The sequence below is a fragment of the Novosphingobium indicum genome (genome assembly GCF_014645195.1).
In the GTDB taxonomy this organism is placed as follows: domain Bacteria; phylum Pseudomonadota; class Alphaproteobacteria; order Sphingomonadales; family Sphingomonadaceae; genus Novosphingobium; species Novosphingobium indicum.
Map to the genome: position 1 here is coordinate 24,758 of NZ_BMLK01000024.1, position 25,968 is coordinate 50,725.

Consider the following 25,968-nt stretch of genomic DNA (forward strand, 5'->3'; position numbering starts at 1 on the left):
CCTCAGCGATGCAGAGCGGAGGCTGCGCGGGTGGAGGCACGTTACGATGGAGATGCCCCATGCACCAACACCGATCATCCCAATTCCAAGGTCTGCAACTGGAAAACCGCGCGCGCAAGATAGTCGAGCAGCTGGGCGGTGCCTGGTCGCGTTCGCGCGGAATGTGCTGCTGCCCGGCCCACGACGATCGCACTCCTTCGCTAAGCATCACACTCGGAAAGCGCGCAATTCTTGTTCATTGCTTTGCCGGCTGCACGAACGAGGCGGTGATAGAAGCCATGGCCGGGCTCGGAATACGAATTGCGGACCTGTTCGATGGCACGAGTGGTCCGATCGTGGCCGAACCGCGCGAGGAAGTCGCCAATCGCAATGCGCTGAGGCTCTGGCGTGAGGCATCGACCATCGCTGGCAGCCCCGCCGAGAAGTACCTCGTGTCCAGAGGCATCACGATTTCTTCGCCGGAGCTGCGTTTCCACCCGCATATGCCGCTGGGGCCAAAGGGTGCTGTCCGGTTTCTACCCGCGATGGTGGCGGCCGTGCGCAATGATGCAGGAATTCTGGCGCTGCACCGCTCCTTCCTTGACCTCGACAAAACCAGCTTGGCTTCTTTCGATCAGCCCAGGCGTGCGTTAGGCAGCCCCGGTTCTGGGGCGGTGCGTTTCGCGTACCCGAATGGGGGACGCCTTGGCCTCGCAGAGGGAAACGAAACGGCCCTCTCAGCGATGCAAATGTTCAAGGTTCCCTGCTGGGCGACGCTAGGAAACGAACGCTTCGGCTTGGCCACAATCCCGGAATCGGTGCACCAGCTGTATCTCTTTGTCGACAATGATGCGGGCGGGCACCTTGCTGAAGAGCGTGCGCGAGAGGCCTACGCTTGTGAAGGGCGGCTGATTGTCACCAGGCGTCCGGAGCTAACCGGCGACGACTGGAATGATGTGCTCATGCGCTCAGTCCGAGCTACGGTCTGAATGTCGGTGAGAGGAAAGCGGGCTTGGGGCCTTGTGAGGCCCCCGGGCGGATCCATCCGAACGGACACCCGGACAAACCCCGGGCCTCTTCAGGAGGTCTCTCATGTCACACGCAAATACCGCTTTCGCATTCTCCGATCCCGCCGAGCCGCAAGTGCTGGCAGCCGCGAGGGCGCTGGCCGCGCGGCTCGCTGCAGATCAAGCGATTTCACGGCTCACTGTGAATGCAACAATGGCCGATCACTTCGACGGTAGCGACGCCGAAGGACGCTGGTCCGTACGCGATGCCCATGCCGCACTTGAATTGGCGCAGGTGTTGTTCCTGGCGCAGGCAACTGAATTCTCACCTGCAATGTCTTCCAGCTTCGCCGATGAGGCATTCACGCACCTCGAACGTCTGGTCCCGACCCAGTCCAACCGGAGCGATGAGCAGATCGAGTGGCAACAATTCGCGACGCCGCCCCGTCTGGCCTGGATGGCTGCAAAGGCATGCGCGATTTCTGCCGCTGAACTGGTTCTCGAGCCGTCGGCCGGGACCGGGATGCTGGGCGTATGGGCAGCAAAGGCAACTGCGCGTCTTGCTCTCAACGAGATTTCGCCGCTGCGCCGCGAATGCCTAGGCGTTGTGTTTCCGGAGGCGACAGTCACGGGGTTTGACGGGGAACTGATCGACGAACTTCTCACGCCCGACGTGGGTCCGAGCGTGGTGCTGATGAACCCGCCATATTCACACGGTATCGAGAGGGGCCACGATAGCCGCACTGGCGACCGGCACTTACGTTCTGCCTGGAAGCGCCTCCTGCCCGGTGGCCGCCTGGTCGCAGTGATGCCCGAATGGTTCGAGCTTCCGAAATTCCTCGCCGGGATCGCTGGTCCCCTCTCGTTGCGCCTCAACGCGACGATCGAGCGCGGTTTCATCAAGCAGGGCACCTCAATCTCAACCCGGCTCCTGATTCTCGACAAGGCTGAGGATGGTACCAGCCCGATCATCGCCCAGCCGGCAAACTTTGCCGAGCTTCATCTGCTGATCGATATGCTCCCTGACCGGGTAAGCCTGCCCGCGGGACCCAGCATCGGCATCAAGCCAGCATTGCCGCTTCGGCTGGTTGCGAACAAGACGAAACCAGTTCCACTTAAGGTCCATCCAACCGATGCGGCGCCGTCGATCCTGCCGCTTGATTTTACTCCGCTCGAAGCACCTGCGCCGATCGAAAGCCAGGTTGGGCATTATTTGCCCTACCGGCCGAGCCGGATCTCGATTGCAGATGCTGTCCCGCATCCGACCCCCCTAGTCGAATCCGTTGCGATGGGTTCGATAACCGCACCCGTGCCCGAAGTGGTGCCTCAGCTTCCGTCGAGCCTCATTGCTGGGGGCGCCCTATCCGCTGCGCAGGCCGAGACCCTGATCTATGCCGCAAGCGCGCATGCCCGCGATCTGCCGGGACGGTTTGAGCCCGACGACAAGGGCTGCGCCTTGAAGGCGAGCGCCGAGGGGCACGCCTACCGCATGGGCTACTTTCTTGGTGACGGAACTGGTGCAGGGAAAGGACGGCAGGTCGCTTCCGTCATCCTCGATCGGTGGGTGAGGGGCGAACGGCGCCACATCTGGATTTCCAAGAACGAAGCTTTGCTCGAAGATGCCCGCCGCGACTGGAGCGCGCTCGGCGGCCTTCCCATCGACGTCCAGCCCCTTGGCCAATGGAAGCTCGGTGTCCCGATCGGGATGCGCGAGGGCATACTCTTCGTGACTTATCCGACACTCCGTTCGGGTCGAAGCGACGCGACCCGCCTCGATCAGATTCTCGAATGGGCAGGGGAGGACTTCGACGGGCTCATCGTCTTCGACGAAGCCCATGCGATGGCCAACGCCGCAGGCGGGGAGGGCTCACGTGGTAAGGTCAAAGGATCGGAACAGGGCATTGCCGGTGTTCGCATCCAGAATCTGTTGCCGCGCGCTCGCGTGCTCTACGCATCGGCGACCGGGGCATCCGACGTCAATAATCTCGCCTATGCCACCCGTCTTGGCCTGTGGGGTCCCGAGACGGCTTTTGCCAATCGTGAAGCCTTCGTCGCAGACATCCGCGATGGCGGTATCGCTGCAATGGAACTGGTCGCGCGCGATCTGAAGGCACTCGGACTGTACGCGGCGAGGGCACTTTCATTCGCCGGAGTTGAGTACGAGATTCTCGAGCATTGCCTGACCCCCGACCAGGTAGCGGTTTATGACGCCTATGCAGACGCCTGGGCAATCATTCATGCCAACCTGCGCGAAGCACTCGAGGCAACCCGGATCGTCGACACTGACAGTGGCGATACCCTGAATTCAGGTGCCAAATCGGCTGCGCTTTCGGTGTTTGAAGGCACCAAGCAGCGCTTCTTCGCGCAGCTCCTTCTATCGATGAAGCTGCCGAGCCTGCTGCCTGCGATTGATACGGCACTTGCCGACGGCAACGCTGTTGTAGTGCAACTCGTCTCGACCGCCGAAGCCATGCTCAACCGCCGCCTCGCCGATCTCTCCGATGCGGAACGTGAAGCACTCGAAATCGATCTCTCCCCCCGCGAATACGTGGTCGATTACCTCACCAAATGCTTTCCGGTGCGGTTGATGGCCGTGTTTACGGACGAGAATGGCAATGCCCGGTCCGAACCGATGAGTGACGAGAACGGTGCTCCTGTTCTCTGTCGTTCGGCGCTTGCCGCGCGCGATCGCATGATCGAGCAGCTCTGTGCCTTGCCGCCGATCGCAACGGCGCTCGATGCAATCATCGAACGGTTCGGTGTCGATCAGGTCGCCGAAGTCACCGGCCGGACCCGCCGCCTGATCGTCGGACGCGATGGACGCCAGGTGCTCCAGTCGCGCTCTCCGCGCGCCAATGTCGCCGAGACGCGAGATTTTATGGACGGGACAAAGCGAATTCTGGTTTTCTCCGATGCCGGTGGCACTGGCCGCAGTTATCATGCCGACCTTGCGGCAAAGAACCAGATGCGCCGGGTCCACTTTCTGCTTGAGCCGGGCTGGCGGGCCGATGCCGCAATTCAGGGCCTTGGCCGTACCAACCGCACCAATCAGGCGTCGGCCCCGCTGTTCCGCCCGGTGACCACCGATGTGCGTGGCGAACGTCGGTTTATATCGACCATTGCACGTCGGCTCGACAGCCTCGGGGCACTGACCCGAGGGCAGCGCCAGACAGGTGGGCAGAACCTCTTCGATCCTGCCGACAATCTCGAGAGCACCTACGCCAAGGAGGCGCTTCATCGCTGGTTCGGCCTGTTGTTCGCAGGCAAGCTGGAAGCCGTTACGCTTTCTCGGTTTGAGGAATTGAGCGGGCTCAGGGTCGAAGGGCCCGACGGCGAAATGGTCGATGACCTGCCAACAATCCAGCGCTGGCTCAATCGCATCCTCGCGTTGCCTATTGCTCTGCAAAACGGGATATTTGACGAGTTTCTCGGCCTCGTCGAAGCGCGGATCGATGCAGCACGCCAGGCCGGCACGCTCGACATAGGGGTCGAGACCATTGCGGTCGAGCATTTCGAGGTGCTGACCGATACGCTACTGCGCACAGATGCGCTGTCAGGTGCGACTACGCATCTCCTGGAACTAGAGATCGCCCGCGCGTTCAAGCCTTTGCGTCTCGAACGGCTCGAGGAACTCTACGGCTTTTCAGGTGCGCGTCAGCAACTTCTGCGTAATGCGCGCTCAGGCCGGATCGGGCTGCTTGTCCCGACGCGTAGTCTGCTCACCGACGAAGGTATGCGTGTGGCCCGCTTCGAGCTTGTCCGTCCCTTGAAGAATGGGCACATCACCGCCGATCAACTCGAGGAGAGCAACTGGGAAACGGTGGATCCAACCGAATTTCGCCGCCTGTGGCAGGTGGAGGTCGATGACGCCGCCTCAAATCACAAGCGCGAGCGCCTGCATCTTGCAACCGGCCTACTGCTTCCGGTGTGGGACAAACTACCTTCCGACTATGTTCGGGTCAGCCGGATCTCGGCGCGAGACGGACGCTCGCTGTTAGGCCGGGAGGTTCCGCTCCATTGCGTGCCCGAACTGTGCCAGGCGCTTGGGCTTGAAGACGAACATGCCTTTTCGGCAGAGCAAATCGTTGATGCGGTGCTCGGCACAGGACGTCCGATGCAAATCAAAAGCCGCGAAGCGCTTACGCTCAAGCGCAGCCTCGTCAATGGCGCGAAGCGGCTCGAACTGGCTGGTTGGTCGGCGTCGCGCCTCGACTGGTACAAGGCACATGGGTGCTTCACCGAGATCATCCGCTATCAGACGCGACTTTTTGTCCCGACGACGAGCGCGGTGGCAGTCTTGGCGGGACTTGTCGGATAAGGCAATCCAATATTGCCAATTGGCATTCAAAGTTATATATGATGCCATATGGAGAATGCTCATGTTGGCACTGCAACCCGTTGATACCGTCCCCCATGCCTTCCGGCCCGATCCTGTAACCCAGGAGGAAGCAGCGGCGATGTTCCGCGCCGTTCTGAACCTGTTTGGGAAATGGGGAGTAACGGACGAACAGGCAGCGACTCTGCTCGACATGCCGGTTCGCTCCTACCGGCGGTGGAAGGCTGAGGGTGCGGGCCGTGTCTCGCGCGATGGTGCGGCGCGGCTCTCCAACCTGATGGGTATCCACAAGGCGCTGAGGATCATCTTTTCCGAAGCCCAACGTGGCTACGCCTGGATCAAGGCAGGTAACGCCGCCTTTGCCGGATTGAGTGCGCTCGACGTCATGCTTGGCGGCGAGCTGACCGACATCATGCGGGTGCGTCGCTATCTTGATGCCGAACGTGGTGCCTGGTGATTGATTCCGAGGCGATTCCGGTTGCCCAGGTCGAGTGGAAAGGTGCTGTACGGATTATCCGCAGTGCCTTTCCACCGATCGACCTGTTCGAAGATATCGCGGACCCTGCAGATTGGCCACTGCTGATCTCTGCCGAGCAAAAAACCAATCCTCGCATCATGGCGACGATCGGCAATCTCGATCTGGTTCCTGCTGACCGCCGGGTAGGGGGCAACGGCGCATCGTATCTGATGGCCCCGTTCACGCATGTCAGCACTGACCGACCAAGTCGCTTCACCGATGGGACCTACGGCGTCCTATACGCGGGGGATGCATTCGAAACTGCGCTGTTCGAAACAATCCATCACCATGCCCGCTTCATGGCTCGCACTGTAGAAGCGCCAGGCTGGACCTCAGAGTTCCGTGAGATTATCCTTTCGGTAAGCGCTGATCTTCACGATCTCAGGAGCCTTGCGACAGGCGATCCCGCGCTAGATCCCGACAACTATGCTGCATCGCAAGCCCTCGCTGTTGAACTCAAAGGGGGCGGGGCCGAAGGTCTTGTCTATCCGAGCATCCGGCATCCGGGTGGTGAATGTGTCGGCTTGTTCTACCCGGATTGTGCATCCGACCCCACTCAGGGACGTCACCTCGACTACCACTGGGACGGAATGGGTGTCGATCTGGTTCGAGACGCTGGTACAGGGGCAGTGTTTCGGGTGGTGGGTTCTGCTTAAGCGAAAGATCCACGGCACGCATGCCAAAAGGCAATCCAGCTATGAAACGACATCCGCCCAACTTAATTTCAACGAGGTGCCCTTCACCTTCGGCAGGGCTTTTCGGTCGATCAGCTTGCTCTGCACCTCAAAGTCAGAATCAATCTTCACGATCAGGACCTTGCTAAAGTTGCGCTTGAGATTGAGCGTAATTGTGTCGTTGCTCTTGAAGGGCGTAATCGTCTTCACTTCAACGAAGTGATTGCCAATTTTGCCGTCCGACCCTTGTGCGTAATTCCGGTGCAGTTTGAGCCCGTGAGTGATGGCCCCATAGAGTTCACCGAGATCGCCATACACCTGAAGGTGGCTGCCCGTGAGCTCGTAATAGTTCTGCGCAACAGCGAGCAAGTCTTGAAATATCGGAACCAGATCGACGTCGACGTTCGGGAACCGGGCTTCGAACTCCAAACGCGCCAGATGTGTGTTGATCTCAGTCCAGGTAATCCATTCACCATCGTCGTAAATGGCGTTGTCTTCGTTCCACATGTCTGTTGGGCCGTGCATCATATTGGCGTGACATGCCATATTACCAGTAAATGACTGGTTTCCCTATCAACGACTGCGCCCATAGAAGAGGAAAGGAAGCTTGCTTCTGACTGAGCCGAAGGAGCGTCGATGGTCGATGCTTGTGCTCGCAATCAGGAGTAAGTCCCATGATCAAGTCGATCCCGCTGACCAAGTTGGTCCAGTCCCCTCGCAATGTGCGCCGTCACGGTGACCCAGCCGCAGATTCCGAACTGAAAGCGAGCATTGCAGCCCACGGATTGTTGCAGAACCTCATCGTTCGGCCAGCAGCTCGTGGCAAATTCGAGGTCGAAGCCGGAGAGCGCCGCCGTTGCGCCTTGCTGGCGCTTGCCGAAGAGAAAGTCCTGCCGAAGGGCTACGAGGTTACCTGCCTCGTGCTTGAGGACGATGCGGAAATCGCAGTCGAAACGAGCCTGGCCGAGAACTTCCATCGCCTCGCGATGAACCCCGCCGACGAAGCGCAGGCGTTCGCTGCCCTTATTGATGCTGGTGCCTCGACGGAAGATGTCGCGCGCCGCTTCGGGCTGACGGTCCGCTTCGTAGAAGGCCGTTTGCGTCTCGCGACCCTCGCGCCTGTCGTCTTCGATGCTCTGGCATCCGGTGAAATCACTCTCGATCTCGCCAAAGCTTTCGGCGCGACCTCCGACCAGGAAATTCAGGCTCGCGTCTATGATCAGGCGTCTTCGGGCTATTATGCGCCCAGCGCCGACAGTATCCGGCGCATGGTGCTCTCCGGCACGGTTCGCGGCAGCGATGCTCGGGCCCGCCTTGTAGGTCGCGAAGTCTATATCGCTGCAGGTGGCCGGATCGAACGCGAACTCTTCGACGACGATGACAGCGAGTCCTGGGTCGATGTCGCGCTTCTCGAAACGCTCGCCGCGGAGGAGATGGAAAAGCGCGCCAAGGCGCTCGCAGCAGAGCAGGGTCTCGCCTGGGTCAAGCCGACGCTTGATGCCTATGCCAGTCACGATCTCGTCGAAGGCCTCATTCGACTTCCAGCCGAGCCGGCTCCGTTGACTGACGCCGAACTGGCTCGCCTTGACGAGCTCGATGCCTCGTACGACGAGCATGCGGCCATTCTTGAGGACGAAGACAGCGCCGAAGAAGCAATTGCTGCGGCCGAGGCGACGATCGAAGCGATCGAGCGCGAATGCCAGGACATTCGGGCAAAGCCCCCGGAGCTGGCACCCGAACTGAAGGCCGATGCCGGAATGATCCTCGTTCTTTCGCGCGACGGCACACCGGTTCTCCAGCCGGTGTTCTACGGCGAGCGCGACATCGAAGTCGTTGGTGACGAAAATGTCGTCGAAGTCGTTGCGAGTGTCGGCAGTGATGGCAAACGCCGTGCAGCGCTTTCCAAGCGGCTGGTCGACGAACTTGCGATGCAACGTCGTGACGTGCTCGCGCTCCACGTGGCATCGGATCCCGGCCTTTCGCTCGACATCATGGTCTTCACCCTCGCGGATGCCGACACCCACGACTGGCGGTCACGCGTGGCCACGACCCTGCGTGGCGGCGTCCCCGCGGGTCCGATTGTCGGGTTCGAAGCGAAGGATGCGCCGGCAAGCGCATCCCTTGCGGACCTGCGCTCGGGTCTCGATGAGAGTTGGCGATCTGGCGAAGACGCTTCGTCGCGCTTCAAGATGTTTCGGGCACTCACTGATGAAAGTCGCGCAGCATGGCTTGGCTTCGTCGTCGCTCGCACGCTCGAGGCGAGCCTCAACATGGCAGGCGAACGTCAGATCACGTTCCAGGATCATCTGGGCAGCACGATCGGCATCGACATGGCACAATGGTGGCGTCCGACCGCGGCAAACTACTTTGACCGCGTCTCGAAGCAGGTCATCCTTGATGCGCTCACCGATATTGGCGGTTTGGAACTGTCTTCGCGCTTCGCATCGGTGAAAAAGGGCGATCTCGCGATGAGCGCCGAGCGCGTCTTCGCGGGGACCTACATCACCGAGGTCGAAGTTCGGGAAAGGGCGCTTGCCTGGGTGCCCGAAGTCATGCGCTTTGCCGAGCAGCCGGAAATTCCTGCCGATAACGAAGCGCAAAGTCCCGACGCGGATTTCGTCGCCAACGACGACAATCAGCCCCCGAGCGAGCTGGCCGCCTGACCTCCTCCTGACAGGAACGGCTTCTCGCCACCGTGAAGCGGTCCTCCGGCACATGCCGGGGGGCCGCTTCCTTCATGGAAAGAGAGCGGAGGGGGCTCCGGGATCTCCGGCACTGACCGACGGAACTGTCGTCAGGCCATTTCAGGAGATCCAACATGGCCTATCGCAAGGGACAAAGCGGCGGAGTGTCGCCTGCTACCCGTATCACCGAGGAAATCATCGCTCGCCTCGAGTCCGGCACGAAGCCGTGGATCAAACCATGGCGCGGTGTGCCAGTCTCGCGGCCCTTGCGGGCGTGCGGCGTCCCTTATCGCGGCATGAATGTATTCTGGCTCTGGATGGTTGCCGACATGTGCGGTTACGCCTCGCCGTTCTGGATGACCTACAATCAGGCCAGAGAACTGGGCGCGCAGGTGCGCAAGGGTGAAAAATCCACCATCGCGATCTTCTACAAGAGCTACACTAAGGAAGTTGAAGCACCCGACACCGGCGAAAAAACCGACGAAAGTCGCCGCGTTTTGAAGGCCTATCCGGTTTTCAATGCCGATCAGGTCGAAGGTCTTCCGGAACGTTTCCATCCCGCCGCGACGCTTGAGGTGGTGGAACCCGAGGGCCGTCAGGCTGAACTCGACTCATTCTTTGCCAATATTCCGGCCGTCCTGCGGCATCAGGGCGACGAAGCCTATTATGAACCGGTGGCTGACCGGGTGACAATGCCGCGTGCGCATCTCTTCTCGGGCTTCGACCACTATTACGCGACGCTCGCGCACGAGCTGTCGCATTGGACCGGCCATGCCAGCCGCCTCGATCGCAATCTCAAGAATCGATTTGGTTCTGCAGCTTATGCCGCCGAGGAACTCATCGCCGAACTTTCGAGCGCCATGCTTGGCGCTGAACTCGGTCTGCCAGTCACTCACCTGGATAGCCATGCGAGCTATATCGAGCACTGGCTCAAGCTCCTGAAGCAGGATGACCGTGCCATTCTCACCGCTGCCGCAAAGGCGGAGGAAGCATCAAGGCTTCTGCTCAACCTCGGAGGACGGATCTCTGCCGATGATACCGACGAAGCGTCTGCCGACGCTGCGTTGGCCGCCTGAAGGAGGGTGTCATGGGCCGATCGGTTAGCTACCCCAGCGGGGCCATCGTGGCCTTCACGGTGCTCGAAGTCGAAAACGACGACGACTGGGACTTCGAATATGAATGGCTCCGCGAGGATCTGCGTGAGCGCGCCGGCCGGGCTTTCCCTTCCCTGATCGCGCACGACGGTTGGCGAGGCCGCGAAGACCGAATCCTCATGCGTAATGCCTATGCGGATTTCGGCGTGTCGGTTTACGCCGGCCTGGTTGCAGTGTGGATCGTCGAGCGTAACGATGGCGCCTATTGGGATGCCGATTGGCGCACGGCCAGATCGCCGAGGGCACAACGCTGGCTCTCTCAGATCGCCTCGCGCTTTGAAGCGTTGTTCGGCGATTACGTCTGCCTCGGTCACATGTCGAACGGGGAGGGCGTCTACGTCAAACGGGTGGCCTGAATGCGCAGCTCACTTGTGAGCGTACACATGAGCCTGTCCATTCTGATGGAGCCTGCATGTGCACTCATGGTCTGAAGCCATGCGAGAGAGGCCCTGGGCCAGCCGCCAGTCTGCCGCAACCCGGCTTGCGCAGGCCCGAGTTGGCCCGGCCCTGTGGGCCGTTGGCCTGCCCGCGCCAGCCTGCCCAAGCGGGTTTCCCCTGTCGGGTGCGGATCCTGCCTGAAGCTGGCCCTGACGGGCTCTCGCTGGCGCAGCCATGAGCGGGTGCGTCAGCCTCACGCCAGTCAGGAGGACAATACCCATGCACTCATCATTTTCCGAGCAACTTGCCGGCCTCGACCTTTCCGGTTTTTCGATTGGTCCTGCCCCGGTTTCCACCAATGATTTTCCGGGCCACGATGCGGTTGTACAAACTCTCGAAGCGGTCTGGTCCGATCTCTTTGCGATGGTCTCTGGGACTGCGCTCGAGGCCGATGCCGAGGACCTCGGCTGGGCGTTCGTCAACATCTTCCACCGTTCCGCGACCCGCAAATCGACCGCAGTCGATCGCGCAACCGACGAAGTCCGAGCGCTCGTCGCCACTGCCGATGGATCTGAAATTCACACCCATGAACTCGAGACCCAAGTTGAGCGTGCGCAGTGTGCCGAAGGAGCTATGCTCGCTCTCGAAGAGATGCGCGAAGTGGCCGCTGCCCTCTATCTCAACGAGTTCGGCTCCTCGTGGAAGCCCGTGTCGAGTTCGCGCTTCAATCACAGCGCCATGCTGACTTCCGCGCTTGTCGAGGGCCGCGAGTTCGTCCGAGCCCGGTCCGAAGCGAAACGCCGCGCCGCCATGCCTGAAGGCACGCCGGTGATCTTTGCAGGGGGGCGCACACGCCATCCCAACGAGCAGGACGCTCTCACTCTCGCCAACAACGTCTGGGCTACTCTGGACAAAGTCCACGATCGGGTTCCTGACATGGTTCTTGTCCATGGCGGTGATACCAAGGGCGTTGACCGTCTGGCATCCTCATGGGCGGAACGACGCAACATCCCCCAAATCAGCTTCTCCCTCGACATGCGCCTCGGGGCACGCGCAGGCTTCAAGCGCAACGAGCGTATGCTCTCGCTCGACCCCCGCTATGTCGTCGCCTTTCCCGGAAACGGGGTCCTGGAGCGCCTCGTTATCGAAGCCAAATCCCGTCGGATTACGGTCGTCGATCGCCGGGGTCCGCTTGGAACTTCTCCAAAGCGCGCGGCGCAGGATACCGACTGATGCGTCGGGCATCGCGCCAGCGCTATCGGCGCTGGCGCAGCCCGTCAGAGGAAAGAGATCGCCTGTTATCGTGGGCAAGACCATTGGTGCTTGCCCGCACATATCAGGAGATATCTCATGACTGATTTTCAGGCAATTATGGCGGACTTTGCTGTCCGCCAGGCCGAACGCGCGGCGCAGGCACAAAGTGAAATCCAACGGCTCAAGGCAGCTATCATTGACCCGCTGCTCAATGCCGAAATTGCCCGCGTAGAAATCCGCTTCGATGGGTGCGGCGACAGCGGTGCGGTCGAAGAATGCGTCTTCTTAGACGCCGTCGGGGCGAGTGTTCCGTGTCCCGAAGTGACGATTGATTGTGCTGGAGAAAACGACGACCAGAGCCTCAATTCCGCCCTCGAGCAACTGACTTACCTTGCTCTCGAACGCCATCATCCCGGATGGGAAATCAATGATGGTGCCTGCGGCGAACTGGTCATTGACGTGACTACGCCGAGTTTCGTTCTGGACTGCCAGCTACGTTACACGGCGACCGACGACCATTCGACTGATCTCTAGGAGAAGTGCTATGGCTCATTGCTATTATCACGCCCTATCGTCGGTCCGGAAATGGGGAGGGAGGGTGGAAGATTACCTGCCGCTCCACCAATGGTTTGACCAGTCGAAGGCGATCTTTGCTGATCCGCGGCACCGGGCCCTTCGGCATCATACCGAAGGCATTTTCATGCTCGAAACGCTGTTCGGGCCTACCATCGTCAACGCCGACAGCCGTGTCGTGCCCGTTCGTCTTGTAGGCGAGCAGCACGTCCGCGAGGACTTGGGTGCGATTCCTTCCTTTGCGGATTGGGGGCGCCTCATCACGCCCCAAGACTGGATGTTGCGGGGGCATCGTCTGGACGAGCCTATGCCGCTTGGCACTGTGGAGAATGGTGCTAGCGGTGCGTTTTTAGGTGGTCATTCGTCGGCTTCGGGAGGAGCTTTCGTAGTCGAGATATGATGTCGCCTTGAAGGCGGGCGAGGTCGGGGGGCACGTCGCAGCCCGTTAATGCGAAAAGTCATGGCTTAGCCTGTGCAAGGCACTCGGGACCAACCCGGCCTGTAAGCAAACCTTTCCTGAAGCGCCCCCGTCGAGACGCGCAACCCCGATCAGGTCCGGCCGAGTTGCCGGGCTGCGCCCGGCTGCCCGCACCACCCGAACCAGATCGAGGTTTCCCTTCGGTGCGCTTCGCCGTGGCCGCTTCCTAGTCGGGTTTGCAGCCGGGATGGACCCGGAATGCTCGATCAGGAGAAAGACCATGACCAATCTCGTTATCCTCGTTGGCCGCATCGCTCGCGATCCCGAAACCCGCACCACCCAGGGCGGCACCAGCATCACCTCGATCTCGGTCGTCACCGACCGTCCCGCCCGCAAGGACGGCAAGACCTACAAGGACGAAAACGGCTACACCGCCAAGGACAGCGAATTCCACCGCGTGACCTGCTTCAACGGTCTCGGCCAGAACGTCGCCAAGTACTGCACCAAGGGCCAGCTCGTGACGGTCGAGGGGCGCATCCACTATACGCAATGGGAAGACCAGGACGGCACCAAGCGCTACGGCTGCGAGATCATCGCCGACAAGGTGGACTTCCTCACCAAGGGCCGGGCGTCGAACAATGAGGGTGCGCCCGACATCGATGAGGACTGAGTGCCTCCCGCAAACCACAAGGCTCCGATGGTTCGCGCCATCGGGGCCTTTTTTGTGCTCGCTGTCGTGAACGGCGGGGCGGGGCATCGAACCCACGCCCCGCCGCGGTTGAAGTGTCAGGCGGGGGAGAGCCGCTTGAGAGCATCGTCGATCCCGATGGTGAGCGATGCGCGGATGAGCTGCTTCAGTTGCGCAGGCTCGATAGTCTCGGCTCCGCATTCAAGAAGAACCTTGCCCAGTTCGCCGGCCGCTTCATCACGGAGCCTGGCCTCCTGTGCATCGAGTTCTTCGCGCTGCTCGCGCAGCTTCTTGAGCGCATTACGCGCGCTCGGTTTGGACCTGGCCATCAGATTGTCCTTTCGCTGGCCGTTGGTCCCCTCCACGCGCGACAGTGCCAGCATGGGGCCATGTAGGAAAACGGTTTTTGCCGCGATGCCAGTGCTTTTCACGCTGACGTTGGAGAGGTCTCTCTCGCAGAAAGACCAAGTGTGATGCGGGCTTTGGGGCCGCGTCAAGGACGACGGGGCCCCACCATTTTTACCGGGCAAGCCCGGCAAAAATCGTTTCCCCCATCGCCGCTTCGCGGCCGCGCTATGCGCGGTCCCTGACCCGGCCCGTCACCCACATCCTCGCAGCTCCTGATGCGACGCATCGAACATCAGGAGGAAAGATCATGTACGCTTCACTGAATATCGCGCAGGGTTCATTCCAGGCAAATCAGGCAGCTTTCGTTGCCGCACTCGACAAGGCTCATGCCCGGTCCCTTCACAGCTACTTCACCCAATATGTCCTGACCGATGGTGAGGCAGGTTACATCGCGGTCGATGAGGGCGATTACGGCGCACTGCCCAAGGCCATGCTGGACCGGGTCATCGACACAGTGCCCGGAAAGTTTAGCGATGAATTCTGATGCCACACACAAGGAGGAAGTCCGTCAGGGCTTCCTCCTATCTTTTTGCTCGGGTCCCGTATTATCGCTCCCGTAGATGTCGCGCGAGCATTCCCTGCAGCATCAGCCCTCGGCGTTAGACGCATCGAATTCCTCCAGCCGATCGGGCATGTCGAGTACCTTCATGGCCGCTGCTGCAATGGCCTCGGCCTTCGTCGGAAAGGCTTCTGCCGAACTGATCGACACGCCGCTCGAATAGGTAGCGGTTGCCTGGAATCCGTTGCCTTTGGGTGTCGCGCTCAGTGTAACGTCCGCCATATCCATGCTCCCGGTGGGATGCCCGCGACACCATTCTTCCTGCCGCCGGACTCGATCGATCTTTAACACAATCGGCAATCGAGCGGCATCGTCTTCATCCCTTGGTCTTGGGATTTCAAAACCGTCGATCCCGTGCAGGTCATGACACTGGGATCTACCCTCTAAGCTGGGGACGGAAGAGCACACCGTACGCGACAAATCGCAGGCGGGCGGCAATAAAAAAGACAGTAAAGACAGCGTGTTGATGGATTTTCGCAAAAATGGCAGCTTCTCAATCAGAAATGAATGGTCACCAATTCGCCAATCGGATTTGATTGAATGCAGCCAAAAATGGCGCATTCCTGCGCATCTCGCGTGTTCTTGACATGTTCTCGTTTCTGATTTAGACAATAACAGCCTTTCGCAGTGCGTTCCGGGCTCCTGACCACAAGGAGTCCGTGTATGACACGGCCAAAATCTCTCCAGGTACATGTCACCATCGAGCTCGCTGAGCGGGTTCGTGCTGCAGCCAAGCGGCGCGATATCAGCGTCAGCGAATGGATCCGGTCGCTGCTTTCGCAGGCATGCGAAAATGATGACCTTGCATCGAAGCTCGAAACATCAGTCGACCGCGTCAGCCGTCAATCGGTGTTCACGATGGTCGGCGTCGATGCCCTTCTCGCAGGACATGCCGATCACGGTCTGCGTGAGCGAGCCCATCAGGCCTACGCGCGCAAATGCAAGGAACTGGGGCTCACCGCAAACGCCGGCGAGGGAGGTTCCGATGAAGCGTAACCTCGTCAACTTCACGCGCGGAAGTCAGCTGCTCGGGCACTTCAGTTTCATGTTTGCAGCAGGTCTCAAGGGCCCGCTGATCATCGCCGCGATCGGCATTTCCTGGACCAGCTGGTGGACCGTTTCTGCCGGGCTAACCGATCACGAAACCTACCTTGTCTGGATGCGAGTTTATGCTGCCATCTACGGCTTCATGGAGTTCGATCCAGCCAAACAGGTAGCACTCGAGACGGGGTTCGGAGGAACTGTCCAGATCCCCATCATCATGCTCGATGCCTATCCGCCGGTGATCCGTGCGTGGGATCATCTGCTGGACTTGCTGGGCGATGCTCTGGTGCGTTCGGCCTTGCTTCTCGTGCCGGCCTTCGTGCTGTTCTACTGGTTCGCAGCGCGCTTCGGCAGCCGTTCGAAAGAGCGCAAGCATGAGCGCGGTGCCATGCTCGTTACGCTACCGGAACTGGTCGATGAGCTGCGCGGGCACAACCAGCGCGAGCGCGCCCGAGAGCTTTCGAGCGCCATGGGTTGGAAATGGCATCTGTGTTCGCCCAAGGAACTGTCCTCGGCATTTCCCTACCGACCCTCGCATCTTGCAACGGTTGTCTATCCCTGGCGGCTCGAACAGAGCCACGCCATGCTCATCGGGACCACCGGCATGGGCAAGACAGTAGCCATGTCGGACATGATTGCCGAAGCGCGCGCCAAGGGACAGCGCTGCGTCGTCTTCGACCTCACCGGCGCATTCATCGAACACTTCTATCAGGCCGACCGGGACATCATTCTGAACCCGCTCGACGCGCGCTGTCCCCAATGGAGCCTCTTCGACGAATGCCGCACCGAAGGTGAATTCTGGGCGGCAGCGGAAGCCCTCGTACCCCATGACGGGGGCGGGGAGGCGCAGTTCTGGGTCATCGCGGCGCGTGCGCTGTTCGTCGAATTCTGCCTCAAACTGGTGGCCGAAGGACGGGGCACCAATGCTGCGCTTGCCCGCGAACTCATGACGGCCGATCTCTCGCGGGTCCACGCCATGATGCGAGGCACGATCGCCGATCCCCTGACCGCTCCTGAAGCCGCGCGCATGGCGGAATCGATCCGGGCAGTGTTCAACGTGAACGCCAAGGCGCTGAAGCTCCTGCCCACTTCCGGGCGCCGCTTTTCGGTCCGTGATTGGATCGAGGAGGGTGCCCATGAAGACGAAGGCACTAATGCCAAAAAAAGTGGCTCGATGGTCTTCATCTCCGCGCGCTACGTCGACATGAGCGTGTGCGCGCAGCTGCTCACGCTGTGGCTCGATACGGCAATGAATACGCTGATGACGATGCCGCGCACCAAGGACCTCAAATGCTGGTTCTTCATCGACGAGCTGGGCGCGCTTCACCGGCTCCCCGCTCTCGAGAAAGGCCTGCAGACGGCGCGCAATTTCGGTGGCGCAATCGTCACTGGCATCCACGCCTACGCCAAGCTCAAAGAGATCTATGGCGAGAACATGGCGATGACGCTTGCATCGCTTGCCCGGACAAAATTGATCCTCGGTACGGCAGACCGCGAGACCGCCACCTGGTGTTCCGACTTCATCGGCCATCGCCAGGTTCGCGACATGGAAGAAGGCTACACCTATGGTTACAACAATGCTCGCGACGCCGTCAGCCTGACGCCGCGCAAGCATATCGAGCCTTTGCTGCTGCCCGACCAGTTGATGAACCTGCCGCGCCTGTCGGGCTTCATCAAATTCCCGGACGGCTTTCCCGCAGCACCGGTTCGCCTGAAACCAATAGACCGGGAAAGAATCGCGCACGTCTTCGTCGGCCGGGCCAAGGATCGAGAGCCCATCCGGCTGGTTGAAGGCAAACCTGAGGACGGCCTGGCAGCTGCCAATCCGCCCGCAAATCAGAGCGAACATCCCTCGTCGAACGATGACGGGGCGGGCAAGCCCGTCGTACCAAAGCAAGGTACTCTTCCACTAGAGTCGGCAGTGGAGGTCGATGCCAAGCAATCACGCCAGAGGGTGACGAAACAGGAGGAAAAGGACGTTCTTGACGACACCAGGAAGGTGTCAGGTAAGTCCAGTCTTCCGCGACGACCGTCGCCCGAAGAGCGCGCGGCAGCGCTGCGCAATTCCCGTCCGTTGCTGCCCACGAATGCGACGCTCCGCAAAGGCGATCATCCCGATGAAAAGGATCCATCGAATAGCGTGAAGGAGGGACGCCGAAGCGACTTGCCACGGGCCAATCCGCCCTCGGATAAGCCGCAAGCCGTCGATCGGACAGCCCAGCGCCAACGAGATGCGGATGCACGCAAGCTCATGCTCGAAGACGGCGTTCCCGAGCAGGATCAGCCATCGCACGAGGGGCCTGACCTCGGCGATTTTGAACTGTGACGCACGAGGCAGACGCCGCCTGACGGAGTGAGAACTCATGCTCTCTGTAGCCAATGTCCGCACTGCTGGCGGCGCTGCCAACTACTTTGCCGCCGACAATTACTATACCCGCGCCGATGCCGAGAGATCTGGTCAATGGCTTGGCAAGGGCGCGGAAACGCTTGGGCTGCGAGGTGCTATCCAAGCCTCGCAGTTCGAGGCTGTGCTCAAGGGCATGCTGCCCGATGGCAGCCGTGTCGGGACCGATAACAGGGCGCATCGCGCCGGTACCGACCTCACATTCTCGATGCCCAAGAGCTGGTCCTTCCTTGCCCTCGTCGGCGGCGACAGACGTATCCTCGATGCCTATGGCGCGGCCGTCCGCGAGACGCTGGCCTGGGCCGAGAAGAATCTCGCCGAAGCCCGCATGGAGGTCCGAGGCAAGGAACGGGTGGTCGCGACGCGCAATCTCGTGATCGGACTTTTCCAGCACGATACGAATCGTAATCAGGAGCCCAACGCGCACTTTCACGCCGTGGTTGCCAATGTCACTCAGGGACCCGATGGCAAGTGGCGAGCACTGAGGAATGACAAACTCTGGGAGCACAACACGCTACTCAATGCCATGACCATGGCGCGTTTCCGCCTGGCGGTCGAAAAGCTCGGCTACCAGGTTGGCGAATACGGCAAGCATGGCAATTTCGAAGCGGTAGGCGTCCCAAAATCCGTTCGTGACGCCTTCAGTTCGCGCCGCATCGAGATCCTCGACAAGCTTTCGACGATGGAGAGCAAGGGCATCGCGGCGCGCAACGCGGCCAATCTGATGACCCGCGCCGACAAAGGGCCAGTGGCAGACCGCCAGGCTCTGGTGAGCCAATGGCGTGAGGCAGCCGCGCAGCTGGACTTTGATCCGAGACTTGTCATTGCGCAGGCCAATGCACGGGCCGCCACCGACATTGGCTCCGTCTCCGGAATTGGAAATTCGGTGCGATCGATCGGCCAGCGGGCGCGCCTTCTGGCTGCGACCTTCGCGGAGCGTCTGGGGCTACGTGAGGGGGACCCGCTTGTGCCTCGCGACATGGGGCGCCGGACGCCCGAGCAGATCGCGGCGGTTCATGCGGTTGCATCGGCGATCCGGCACTTGGGCGAACGCGAGGCGGCATTCTCGCGGACCGAGATTTATCGCTCAGCGCTTGGCTTTGCCTTGCCCACCACGCTCACCGACATCGAACACCGCGTCGACCAATTGCTGCGCCAAGGCCACCTGCAAAAAGGCAGGGGCACAGATCGGAATCTTGTCACAACCCGCGATGCGATCGGGCTCGAACAGCGCATCATTGCGGCCGTCGAAAGCGGACGGGGACATGGCACAGCCGTGGTCCAAGCTGATGTAGCCGGAGAGCGCCTTCAGGCGCTCTCCCAGATCAAATATGGCCTGACCTTGAACCACGGCCAGGAAGGGGCAGGGCGCCTGCTTCTCGCCTCGCACAACCGGATTGTCGCCATTCAAGGCGTAGCTGGCGCAGGCAAGAGTACCGTTCTCAAACCCGTTGCAGACATCTTGCGCGAGGAAGGCAAGTCCGTGCTCGGGCTCGCAGTCCAGAACACGCTGGTGCAGATGCTCGAGCGTGACACCGGCATACCCTCGATGACGGTTGCGCGCTTTTTACGCCAACATCAGGGCCTTCTGGAAGGAGCGGACCAAGCGAGGCTTGCCGAAGCCCGCGCGTCTCTGCGCGGTACCACGGTGCTACTCGACGAAGCCTCGATGGTCGGCAATGCCGACAAGGAAAAGCTGGTGCGCCTCGCCAACCTGCTTCAGCTCGACCGCTTCGCCAGCATAGGGGACAGGAAGCAATTGGGCGCTGTCGATGCGGGCAAACCCTTCGACGTCATGCAGCAGGCAGGCGTCGAAACGGCCACCATGAACACCAATCTCCGGGCCCGCGATAAGGCGTTGCGCGACGCTCAATATGCAGCGCAGGGCGGAAATATCGACGAGGCCTTGCGACATATTGGCCCGCATGTCGTCACGTCGGGACAAACAGCTGCCGTCAACGCGGCGGCGGCCTGGCTATCGCTTTCGCCTGCAGAGCGGGAGGTGACCGCTATCTATGCTTCGGGTCGCAACTTGCGCGGACAGGTGAATGACGCCGTCCAGATTGGGCTCAAAGCCAATGGCGAATTGGGACTGGGTTCCTTGGCTCTCACTGTGCTGTCGCGCGTCAACCTTACGCGTGAGGAAATGCGCTATTCGCGCAGCTATGCGGCCGGCATGGTGCTCGAAGTCGACCGCCGGCAAAGGGGGCAGGGGCTACAGAAGGGCCGCTATGATGTGATCGAAACCGATCCCACCCGCGAACGCGTGACGCTGCAAAACGAGCGGGGCAAGCGCTTTGAATTCCGGCCGGGCCAAATGCGACCGCAAGGTGAGCAGGATCCGCTGCGTCTGTTTGAGGCTCGCCCGCTAGAAATCCACGATGGCGACCGCATTCGCTGGACGGCGACGGATCACAAGCGCGGACTGCTCAACGCCGATCAGGCGCGCATCGTGGCGGTTGATGCCAAGGGCGTCACGGTGAAAACCTCGCTTGGCGCCGAGCACCGGCTGGGGCCGGGCGACCCCATGCTCGAGCGTCTTGACCTCGCCTACGCGCTCAACGCGCATATGGCGCAGGGCCTGACCTCCGACCGCGGTATTGCCGTCATGGACAGCCGCGAACGCAATCTTGCGAACCAGCAGACATTCCTCGTGACGATAACCCGTTTGCGCGATGGTCTGACCCTGTTTGTCGACAATGCGGGCAAGCTCGAAGCTTCGGTTGACCGCAATCCGGGCATGAAACGCTCAGCACTCGAAACGGTCGACCAACTGCGCGATGCGGCAGCAATGGGCCAGGCGAAGGGCAAAGCGAGGGACAAGGCGCCGGAACCCCGTCGCGAGCCGCCCGAACTCGATCGTTCGATCACCAAACCCTTCGAAATTGGGATCTGACGCAGCGTCGATCCGCATGGGTTCATATGGTACCGGTTGACTGCGAGTTCTGTTTTTGTTCTCATAGCGGCTATGTCCCGAATCGCCGATGAGATCCTGTTTACGCACATCGAGGTCGCGCTTGCGGTTGCGTCCGAAGCAACGCTTGTCGGGCTCGGCGCTGACGATCCGCGAACCCAGCGCAATGCTCGCGTCGATCTCGCGCGCCATCTGGTCGAACGCATGCAGAGCTTGGAGATCGAAGGCGAGGGGAATGCCGGCAGGAGCTCTCAGCCTACTCTTTTTCCGGGCGATCTTTCGCCGATGGGCTGCCCAGCATTGAGACCCGGTTGAGGCAGTTTTGGCTTATTGCAGACGCGTAGGGCTATCTTTGCCCATCAGCTCCGCCACGCGTTTGGCGATGCCCTGCCAGGTGGCGATGCCCGCCTCGTCCTGGGCCAGTGCGAGCGCGCCGATCTGCTCGGCGACATGAAGCGGAGCATTCTCTCGGTGGGTCTTCAGGACCTGGTTGGCACAGGCCCAGAGTTCCCAATCGTTCAACATCAGCCGAGACGTCCAACAAGGCCGAGGAAGAACGCGATCAAACCATAGCCCACGACACTGCACGCCAAGAAAAGTTCAATATTGAATTTGGAACGAGGAGGGCGGGGGTGTCCTACTGGCCAGATCTGATCGCAGATGAGTTCGTTGAACCCGGCGCGGCGTCCGCAGACTTCCACCTCGCGTCCGAGCAGCCGGCGTGCTCCACGCCCGGTGTCGAGCTCCCACACGCCGCCTCCCGAATGGAGTTCAAGTCCGAAGGGGCCTTCGGCAAGACGGCCTGTCAGATAGAGTTCCGGGCCTAGCGGCATGCGGGCCCTTTCCAGTAGCGATCCCAACGCAGTACTGTGCGTGTCTGGATCATCGAGCAGGAGAGATCGGCACCGCTCGGCAATCGGCACCAGGCAGCCGTCCGGTTGCCACCTGCCGAACCTTCCGACCGGCACGTCAATCTCGGTCCACGAACCACGACGTGCCCTGTCGAGATGGTACCGCGAGGGCCGCCAAGAAGATCGACGAGCGCGTCGCGCGCTTCGATAGCCGACGCGTCGGGGCAGGGCTGGTTGGTCCGGCATGTCCCGTCCATTTCGCGCGCGGCGATCCCGGCGATGCGAACATGAGCGCCTTCGGCGCACCATATGGGCCCGTCGCCATCCCAGACATGCGTGGGCGTGCAGGTAAAGGTCTGGCCGGCAGCGATGATCGAGGCAGCAAGAAGCGCAAGCATGGGTTCGCTACCTAGCGCAGCGCGCGGCCGAACCAAAGAACGCGGCCGACGATATTGATCGTCCGCTTCTCCAGACCGCGCCAGCTAGGATAGGCCGGATTGTCGCTGAGTACCGAGACCCGCTTGCCTTGCGGCTCGATAGCAACCCGCTTGACGCTGAGCATGTCATCCATGCGCAGCACATAGATCCCGTCGCGTAGCCGCGACTGTCCATCATTCAGGTCAACCATGACTTCATCGCCGTCATGCAACGTCGGCTCCATCGAATCCCCGTGCACGGCGATGATCGAAAGGCTCGTCGCTTTGCTTGCTGTCAGGCGACGCAGCCACTTCTCGTCGAAGCCGAACTGGGCGCATTTGGATTCCATTTCGGCCAATGCGCCATGCCCTGCCGAGGCTTCGACATCGAGAACCGGCACATGGACCAGTTCGACGACCGGGCCGGATCGCCGCTCGGGCGCGCCGAGGATCTTCTCGTCTACTCCGAAGAAGCGGGCGAGCACGGAGCGGTCCTGCTCGTCCAACTGCCGGGGACTCCCGCGACGGATGTATTGCTGGATGTAGGCCGCGTTGCGTCCAAGAAGGCGAGAGATCGAGGAGTAATTACATCCTCGTTGCTGGATCAGATCGTCCAGGGCTTTGCGTGCATCTTCCATCGCTGCGGGTCCTATCGCATCCGTCTAGGAAATTCGATCCTAGACTCTAGGAAGCCTTCCTAATAAGAACAAACCAAGAACACAAGCGGAAAGCGAGTCGAAGGCGATGGAGATCCTGGACCAGATTGAGGGCTATTTGGCGCGAACCGGTACCAAGGCCAGCATGTTTGGTAGAGTTGCCGTCGGGGACCCACGGTTTGTGCGGGACCTTCGCGACGGTCGTCGGCCGAGGCAAAAGACAAAGCAACGCGTCATTTGCTTTCTGGCTTCGGCAGACGCAGAAACACGGGAAGAATCTGAGAATGTTGGATCAATAGACCTGAGATCTAACGAAGGATTGACCGACGCAACAGGACAGGCAATTTATAATTCGGATGGGGATTCTGATAAGTAAGGCTTTTGTGCGGCAGGTCATTCAGGACCGCTGGGGCGCTGTCGGCGAACTTGAACAGGGGTGGGCGGAGCGCGTCGCGACCGGCCTTCAGAAGGTCGGAGAGTTTAGGGATCGGAAGACAATCTATCGATGGCTGTCTCGCGGGCTCCCGAATGATCGCGATTCGATCTTTGGCTTTGCAGCGACACTCGGCGTCGACCCGTTGGTGATGTTGGACATTGAGAACCCCAAATTTCAGCAACTATTGCAAGTCGAATGGTTCTTCTTCCTCGCCAATTTGGCGAACTCAGGAAAGCTCTCGGCGTTTTGGCCATTGGTGCGGCCAGCTGTAGATTGGCCAAATCCCGAGATCAGCCATGACTTCTACGACAGTACATGGGCTACGATCGAGTTCAGGCACACTGCAGATCAGGTGCGTAATGTGTTTGCACAGTTGCGAATCACTGGAGATGCCGAAGAAGCAGAATTCACCGCACATCGCGTCTACTACCTTGCATACAGGCGACAGGGCGCACGCGACGGTCTGTGGCGTCCTTACGGGATCGTGCGGAAGCGCGGTCGTAGAGCTATATGCCTCGCGCATAATGGTGACATGTGGGAGGATGAAAACGGCAAGCCAACCGAGGTGATTGTCGATGATGGCGGTTCCCTCGATATTGAAACGTTTTTCGGTCCCGGGCCATGCGAGTTCAAAGTTGCTTGCCTGCACCCATTCGCGCTCGACGTGGTCGCGCCATCGAGAGCAGGAAAGGCGCTGAGGTTCAGCGCCTGACCATCAGGAGTCTTTTCGAACGACTTCCACGGCACGTGACAGTGAGACGTAGTCGCCTTTCCACCGTGAGCCATCGCGATAGATTATGAACTTTCTCGCCATGAACGTCTCTGACACTCTAATCTCGTACCTGTGACGCTTGCCGTAGATTGTTTCGACTAGCTTGCCAGACACTGCCGTCCCCTTGTGGTAACCGCCAGGACCTCGTCTCCAGCGGGCACATGTAATTCTCAAAAACCCCTTGTAGAGCTTTGATGCGAAGTGTGTCTCACCGCACTCACGCCGAATGAGACGGCCATCTGGTGTAGAGCCCCGAAGTCAATAGAAATTGAAGCTGTCGGAGGCTCCCGTCTCCGCCAACAAAATTTCACTCGGACGAAAGGCGGCTATGGGAAAATTGAAAGAACGCTTCCTCGCACTCGAGGATTCCGAATGCTGGCACGAAATTGAGGAGGGTGCCCTCCTTTGCTTGCCAGATTCTGCCCAACTGGATCGCACATCCCTTGAAGCCATTGCCGCTTTGCCGCCCGGTACAGCAATCTCGTCAAAAATTTCTATCACTCCGGACGGCAGCTTGACCGTTCTCCTGAAACAAATGAGTCGCGGCAGGGACGAAACTTCACTCGTACCACTCCTAGAGATGATGGTACCGTCGATCGCGCCAGGAAGCAGAATTGTGCTCGGACAGCGGGTTCGATCGCCTGAGCGCAAAATTTCTATCGTTCCCGAATGGAGAACCGTTCACAATGTTGTGACATCGCCAGGACCGTTCATGCGCGAAGAGGAGCGGCATTTCAGACTGCCTAAGCCTCCATCGACTTGGCCATGGGACATCAGGCGCGCATTGGCGACTCTGGCGGCAGCTGGCAACGGCAGTCTATTCCTGACCGCGGAAAAGGTAGAGCGCAACGCACGCACATTGAAGGAACTATCTCAATTTCATGAGGAGTTGATAGCGGCTAGCTATATTTTTCCTGAGGACCGAGCTGTTATTGCAGGCCTGTTGAACTGCAAAGCTATGCTTGAAAACCAAGCACTACTCCGCTTTGAGGTAGCGATTCTTGCGACGAGGGAAAGTGAAACCCTGCGTAGTCTAATCGCGATGTCGCTCTTTGGCACATTGGCTTCAAATGTTGCTGCTGCCTCTGAAGTTGATCTGCGTCTCCTGGCAGCGTCGCGTTTTGCCCCCGCGCGCATCCTCCCCTCAAAGGAAGAAGCGACTGATTTGCTCGTTACCCAACCTCTCAGGAAGGCCAAGGAGGGAAAGCTGTGGCGCATTGCAAGTAGCGCTGAAGGAATTGAGGTAACACTTTCTGACCGAGATCGCGCCCGTCACATGTATGTCATTGGCGGCACCGGCACGGGCAAAACGACCCTCCTGTGCTCGACCATCTTACAGGACATCCGCGCGGGCGAGACAGTAGTCGTTGTTGATTGTCATGGCGACCTCGCCAAGATGGTATCCGCCGGGGTTCCGTCAGAGCGTGTAGGTGACGTCATATACGCCGACGCAGCGAATATTGGCGGGAGATTTGCAATCGAGCTGGTGCCTAGTTGCGCGGACAGTAGCTCATTCGAGATAGCCGCGGATACGCTTTCCGGAATATTCAAGGGAGCCATGTACAGTGATACGCCGGAAGGGTTTGGCCCAATGTGGGAAAGCTACTTCCGCAATAGTTTCGCCTTGTTGGCAGGCGCATCGGAATCCGAACGTTGCCTCGCCAGCCTTCCTCGGGTCTTCAACGATCCGGCGTTTCGTAGGCAATTGATCGAGGCTTGCGCAATTCCTTCTGTGAAGGAATTCTGGACCTCAGCAAAGCGTGCTGGCGGCGAGGCCGCACTAGGCTGTAGTGACATTTTAGGGATTCACGGGTGCGAGGATTTGTGATTCAACACTGGCTTTTGG

Annotated in this window: 25 protein-coding genes; 18 read left to right on the forward strand and 7 right to left on the reverse strand. The window is 60.1% G+C overall.

Translation table 11 applies throughout. The annotated features are described in order from the left end of the window. The first annotated feature begins 59 nt into the window (after positions 1-59). The 4 genes from IEX64_RS19630 to IEX64_RS19645 all read left to right on the forward strand — a co-directional run bounded on the left by IEX64_RS19630 (position 60) and on the right by IEX64_RS19645 (position 6,495). Entirely contained in the window at positions 60-968 is a 909-nt protein-coding gene (locus IEX64_RS19630) for a DUF7146 domain-containing protein (protein ID WP_013832719.1), read from the forward strand. A gap of 103 nt (positions 969-1,071) precedes the next feature. Next, positions 1,072-5,304 (forward strand): strawberry notch family protein, encoded by a 4,233-nt coding sequence (locus IEX64_RS19635; RefSeq protein ID WP_188822452.1) that lies wholly within the window; start codon positions 1,072-1,074, stop codon positions 5,302-5,304. Positions 5,305-5,365: 61 nt separating this feature from the next. After that, positions 5,366-5,779 (forward strand): MbcA/ParS/Xre antitoxin family protein, encoded by a 414-nt coding sequence (locus IEX64_RS19640; RefSeq protein WP_188822454.1) that lies wholly within the window; start codon positions 5,366-5,368, stop codon positions 5,777-5,779. Further along, positions 5,776-6,495 carry an RES family NAD+ phosphorylase gene (locus tag IEX64_RS19645; RefSeq protein ID WP_188822456.1) on the forward strand — a complete coding sequence of 240 codons (720 nt, stop codon included), beginning with the start codon at positions 5,776-5,778 and terminating at the stop codon, positions 6,493-6,495. The genes IEX64_RS19640 and IEX64_RS19645 overlap by 4 nt, the downstream gene beginning before the upstream one ends. Before the next feature lie 39 nt (positions 6,496-6,534). Here the strand turns inward: IEX64_RS19645 and IEX64_RS19650 are convergent, their stop codons facing one another. Beyond that, the gene (locus IEX64_RS19650) at positions 6,535-7,020 is read right to left on the reverse strand and encodes a hypothetical protein (RefSeq protein WP_188822459.1); all 486 of its coding nucleotides are present in this window, start codon (positions 7,018-7,020) and stop codon (positions 6,535-6,537) included. 167 nt (positions 7,021-7,187) lie between these two features. Between IEX64_RS19650 and IEX64_RS19655 the strand changes: the two genes are divergently transcribed. From IEX64_RS19655 to IEX64_RS19685, 7 genes are all read left to right on the forward strand, one after another. Continuing rightward, positions 7,188-9,176, forward strand: a complete 1,989-nt coding sequence (locus tag IEX64_RS19655; protein ID WP_188822461.1) for a ParB/RepB/Spo0J family partition protein — start codon at positions 7,188-7,190, stop codon at positions 9,174-9,176. A gap of 155 nt (positions 9,177-9,331) precedes the next feature. Beyond that, a complete protein-coding gene (locus tag IEX64_RS19660) occupies positions 9,332-10,273 on the forward strand; it encodes an ArdC family protein (protein WP_188822463.1) in 942 nt (313 codons plus the stop codon). 11 nt (positions 10,274-10,284) lie between these two features. Further along, positions 10,285-10,707, forward strand: coding sequence for a hypothetical protein (locus IEX64_RS19665; protein ID WP_188822465.1), 423 nt, complete (start codon positions 10,285-10,287; stop codon positions 10,705-10,707). 301 nt (positions 10,708-11,008) lie between these two features. After that, positions 11,009-11,962 (forward strand): DUF2493 domain-containing protein, encoded by a 954-nt coding sequence (locus tag IEX64_RS19670; protein ID WP_188822467.1) that lies wholly within the window; start codon positions 11,009-11,011, stop codon positions 11,960-11,962. 117 nt (positions 11,963-12,079) lie between these two features. Beyond that, a complete protein-coding gene (locus IEX64_RS19675) occupies positions 12,080-12,517 on the forward strand; it encodes a DUF6878 family protein (RefSeq protein ID WP_188822469.1) in 438 nt (145 codons plus the stop codon). A 10-nt stretch (positions 12,518-12,527) separates the two neighbouring features. Beyond that, positions 12,528-12,956, forward strand: a complete 429-nt coding sequence (locus IEX64_RS19680) for a DUF6915 family protein (RefSeq protein WP_188822471.1) — start codon at positions 12,528-12,530, stop codon at positions 12,954-12,956. Positions 12,957-13,254: 298 nt separating this feature from the next. Further along, complete coding sequence (locus tag IEX64_RS19685) at positions 13,255-13,644, forward strand: single-stranded DNA-binding protein (RefSeq protein ID WP_054529553.1); 390 nt, start codon at positions 13,255-13,257, stop codon at positions 13,642-13,644. Positions 13,645-13,760: 116 nt separating this feature from the next. Here the strand turns inward: IEX64_RS19685 and IEX64_RS19690 are convergent, their stop codons facing one another. Next, positions 13,761-13,991, reverse strand: coding sequence for a DUF6437 family protein (locus IEX64_RS19690; protein WP_095389254.1), 231 nt, complete (start codon positions 13,989-13,991; stop codon positions 13,761-13,763). Between the two features lie 326 nt (positions 13,992-14,317). On the opposite strand from IEX64_RS19690, the gene IEX64_RS19695 reads away from it, so the two are divergent. Then, on the forward strand, positions 14,318-14,554 hold the full coding sequence (locus tag IEX64_RS19695) for a hypothetical protein (protein WP_188822473.1): 237 nt from the start codon (positions 14,318-14,320) through the stop codon (positions 14,552-14,554). 102 nt (positions 14,555-14,656) lie between these two features. Here IEX64_RS19695 and IEX64_RS24800 read toward each other — a convergent pair whose 3' ends face one another. Further along, positions 14,657-15,190 carry a hypothetical protein gene (locus IEX64_RS24800; protein WP_229710591.1) on the reverse strand — a complete coding sequence of 178 codons (534 nt, stop codon included), beginning with the start codon at positions 15,188-15,190 and terminating at the stop codon, positions 14,657-14,659. A 102-nt stretch (positions 15,191-15,292) separates the two neighbouring features. Between IEX64_RS24800 and IEX64_RS19705 the strand changes: the two genes are divergently transcribed. The 4 genes from IEX64_RS19705 (at position 15,293) to IEX64_RS19720 (ending at position 21,306) form a co-directional block, all read left to right on the forward strand. After that, positions 15,293-15,625, forward strand: coding sequence for a ribbon-helix-helix protein, CopG family (locus IEX64_RS19705; RefSeq protein WP_188822475.1), 333 nt, complete (start codon positions 15,293-15,295; stop codon positions 15,623-15,625). Next, positions 15,615-17,999: a type IV secretion system DNA-binding domain-containing protein gene (locus tag IEX64_RS19710; RefSeq protein ID WP_188822478.1), complete on the forward strand. Its 2,385-nt coding sequence runs from the start codon at positions 15,615-15,617 to the stop codon at positions 17,997-17,999. The genes IEX64_RS19705 and IEX64_RS19710 overlap by 11 nt, the downstream gene beginning before the upstream one ends. A gap of 37 nt (positions 18,000-18,036) precedes the next feature. Then, positions 18,037-20,973: a MobF family relaxase gene (mobF, locus tag IEX64_RS19715; RefSeq protein WP_188822480.1), complete on the forward strand. Its 2,937-nt coding sequence runs from the start codon at positions 18,037-18,039 to the stop codon at positions 20,971-20,973. A 72-nt stretch (positions 20,974-21,045) separates the two neighbouring features. Further along, positions 21,046-21,306, forward strand: a complete 261-nt coding sequence (locus tag IEX64_RS19720; RefSeq protein ID WP_188822482.1) for a hypothetical protein — start codon at positions 21,046-21,048, stop codon at positions 21,304-21,306. A gap of 12 nt (positions 21,307-21,318) precedes the next feature. Here the strand turns inward: IEX64_RS19720 and IEX64_RS19725 are convergent, their stop codons facing one another. The 4 genes from IEX64_RS19725 to IEX64_RS19740 are packed head-to-tail and all read right to left on the reverse strand — an operon-like array spanning position 21,319 to position 22,896. Further along, positions 21,319-21,516 (reverse strand): DUF6961 family protein, encoded by a 198-nt coding sequence (locus IEX64_RS19725; protein WP_188822484.1) that lies wholly within the window; start codon positions 21,514-21,516, stop codon positions 21,319-21,321. Continuing rightward, positions 21,516-21,824, reverse strand: a complete 309-nt coding sequence (locus tag IEX64_RS19730; RefSeq protein ID WP_188822502.1) for a DUF5818 domain-containing protein — start codon at positions 21,822-21,824, stop codon at positions 21,516-21,518. The genes IEX64_RS19725 and IEX64_RS19730 overlap by 1 nt, the downstream gene beginning before the upstream one ends. Continuing rightward, entirely contained in the window at positions 21,815-22,240 is a 426-nt protein-coding gene (locus IEX64_RS19735; protein ID WP_188822486.1) for a thermonuclease family protein, read from the reverse strand. Before IEX64_RS19735 ends, IEX64_RS19730 begins: the two co-directional genes overlap by 10 nt. A gap of 11 nt (positions 22,241-22,251) precedes the next feature. After that, positions 22,252-22,896, reverse strand: a complete 645-nt coding sequence (locus IEX64_RS19740) for a S24 family peptidase (protein WP_007011047.1) — start codon at positions 22,894-22,896, stop codon at positions 22,252-22,254. Between the two features lie 374 nt (positions 22,897-23,270). Between IEX64_RS19740 and IEX64_RS19745 the strand changes: the two genes are divergently transcribed. Both IEX64_RS19745 and IEX64_RS19750 read left to right on the forward strand, forming a co-directional pair. Continuing rightward, complete coding sequence (locus IEX64_RS19745; protein ID WP_188822488.1) at positions 23,271-24,062, forward strand: hypothetical protein; 792 nt, start codon at positions 23,271-23,273, stop codon at positions 24,060-24,062. A gap of 388 nt (positions 24,063-24,450) precedes the next feature. Continuing rightward, on the forward strand, positions 24,451-25,950 hold the full coding sequence (locus IEX64_RS19750) for a helicase HerA-like domain-containing protein (RefSeq protein WP_188822490.1): 1,500 nt from the start codon (positions 24,451-24,453) through the stop codon (positions 25,948-25,950). The last annotated feature ends 18 nt before the right edge of the window (positions 25,951-25,968 follow it).

What these genes read in the sequence shown, in the direction of transcription:
- IEX64_RS19720 (WP_188822482.1), top strand. Translation starts at nt 21,046, where the DNA reads ATGTCCCGAATCGCCGATGAGATCCTGTTTACGCACATCGAGGTCGCG.
- IEX64_RS19695 (WP_188822473.1), top strand. Translation starts at nt 14,318, where the DNA reads ATGTACGCTTCACTGAATATCGCGCAGGGTTCATTCCAGGCAAATCAG.
- IEX64_RS19680 (WP_188822471.1), top strand. Translation starts at nt 12,528, where the DNA reads ATGGCTCATTGCTATTATCACGCCCTATCGTCGGTCCGGAAATGGGGA.
- IEX64_RS19670 (WP_188822467.1), top strand. Translation starts at nt 11,009, where the DNA reads ATGCACTCATCATTTTCCGAGCAACTTGCCGGCCTCGACCTTTCCGGT.
- IEX64_RS19740 (WP_007011047.1), bottom strand. Translation starts at nt 22,896, where the DNA reads ATGGAAGATGCACGCAAAGCCCTGGACGATCTGATCCAGCAACGAGGA.
- IEX64_RS19630 (WP_013832719.1), top strand. Translation starts at nt 60, where the DNA reads ATGCACCAACACCGATCATCCCAATTCCAAGGTCTGCAACTGGAAAAC.
- IEX64_RS19675 (WP_188822469.1), top strand. Translation starts at nt 12,080, where the DNA reads ATGACTGATTTTCAGGCAATTATGGCGGACTTTGCTGTCCGCCAGGCC.
- IEX64_RS19750 (WP_188822490.1), top strand. Translation starts at nt 24,451, where the DNA reads ATGGGAAAATTGAAAGAACGCTTCCTCGCACTCGAGGATTCCGAATGC.
- IEX64_RS19710 (WP_188822478.1), top strand. Translation starts at nt 15,615, where the DNA reads ATGAAGCGTAACCTCGTCAACTTCACGCGCGGAAGTCAGCTGCTCGGG.
- IEX64_RS19745 (WP_188822488.1), top strand. Translation starts at nt 23,271, where the DNA reads ATGGGGATTCTGATAAGTAAGGCTTTTGTGCGGCAGGTCATTCAGGAC.
- mobF (WP_188822480.1), top strand. Translation starts at nt 18,037, where the DNA reads ATGCTCTCTGTAGCCAATGTCCGCACTGCTGGCGGCGCTGCCAACTAC.
- IEX64_RS19655 (WP_188822461.1), top strand. Translation starts at nt 7,188, where the DNA reads ATGATCAAGTCGATCCCGCTGACCAAGTTGGTCCAGTCCCCTCGCAAT.
- IEX64_RS19665 (WP_188822465.1), top strand. Translation starts at nt 10,285, where the DNA reads ATGGGCCGATCGGTTAGCTACCCCAGCGGGGCCATCGTGGCCTTCACG.
- IEX64_RS19635 (WP_188822452.1), top strand. Translation starts at nt 1,072, where the DNA reads ATGTCACACGCAAATACCGCTTTCGCATTCTCCGATCCCGCCGAGCCG.
- IEX64_RS19650 (WP_188822459.1), bottom strand. Translation starts at nt 7,020, where the DNA reads ATGTGGAACGAAGACAACGCCATTTACGACGATGGTGAATGGATTACC.
- IEX64_RS19685 (WP_054529553.1), top strand. Translation starts at nt 13,255, where the DNA reads ATGACCAATCTCGTTATCCTCGTTGGCCGCATCGCTCGCGATCCCGAA.
- IEX64_RS19690 (WP_095389254.1), bottom strand. Translation starts at nt 13,991, where the DNA reads ATGGCCAGGTCCAAACCGAGCGCGCGTAATGCGCTCAAGAAGCTGCGC.
- IEX64_RS19660 (WP_188822463.1), top strand. Translation starts at nt 9,332, where the DNA reads ATGGCCTATCGCAAGGGACAAAGCGGCGGAGTGTCGCCTGCTACCCGT.
- IEX64_RS24800 (WP_229710591.1), bottom strand. Translation starts at nt 15,190, where the DNA reads ATGCGCCATTTTTGGCTGCATTCAATCAAATCCGATTGGCGAATTGGT.
- IEX64_RS19705 (WP_188822475.1), top strand. Translation starts at nt 15,293, where the DNA reads ATGACACGGCCAAAATCTCTCCAGGTACATGTCACCATCGAGCTCGCT.
- IEX64_RS19725 (WP_188822484.1), bottom strand. Translation starts at nt 21,516, where the DNA reads ATGTTGAACGATTGGGAACTCTGGGCCTGTGCCAACCAGGTCCTGAAG.
- IEX64_RS19735 (WP_188822486.1), bottom strand. Translation starts at nt 22,240, where the DNA reads ATGCTTGCGCTTCTTGCTGCCTCGATCATCGCTGCCGGCCAGACCTTT.
- IEX64_RS19730 (WP_188822502.1), bottom strand. Translation starts at nt 21,824, where the DNA reads ATGCCGCTAGGCCCGGAACTCTATCTGACAGGCCGTCTTGCCGAAGGC.
- IEX64_RS19640 (WP_188822454.1), top strand. Translation starts at nt 5,366, where the DNA reads ATGTTGGCACTGCAACCCGTTGATACCGTCCCCCATGCCTTCCGGCCC.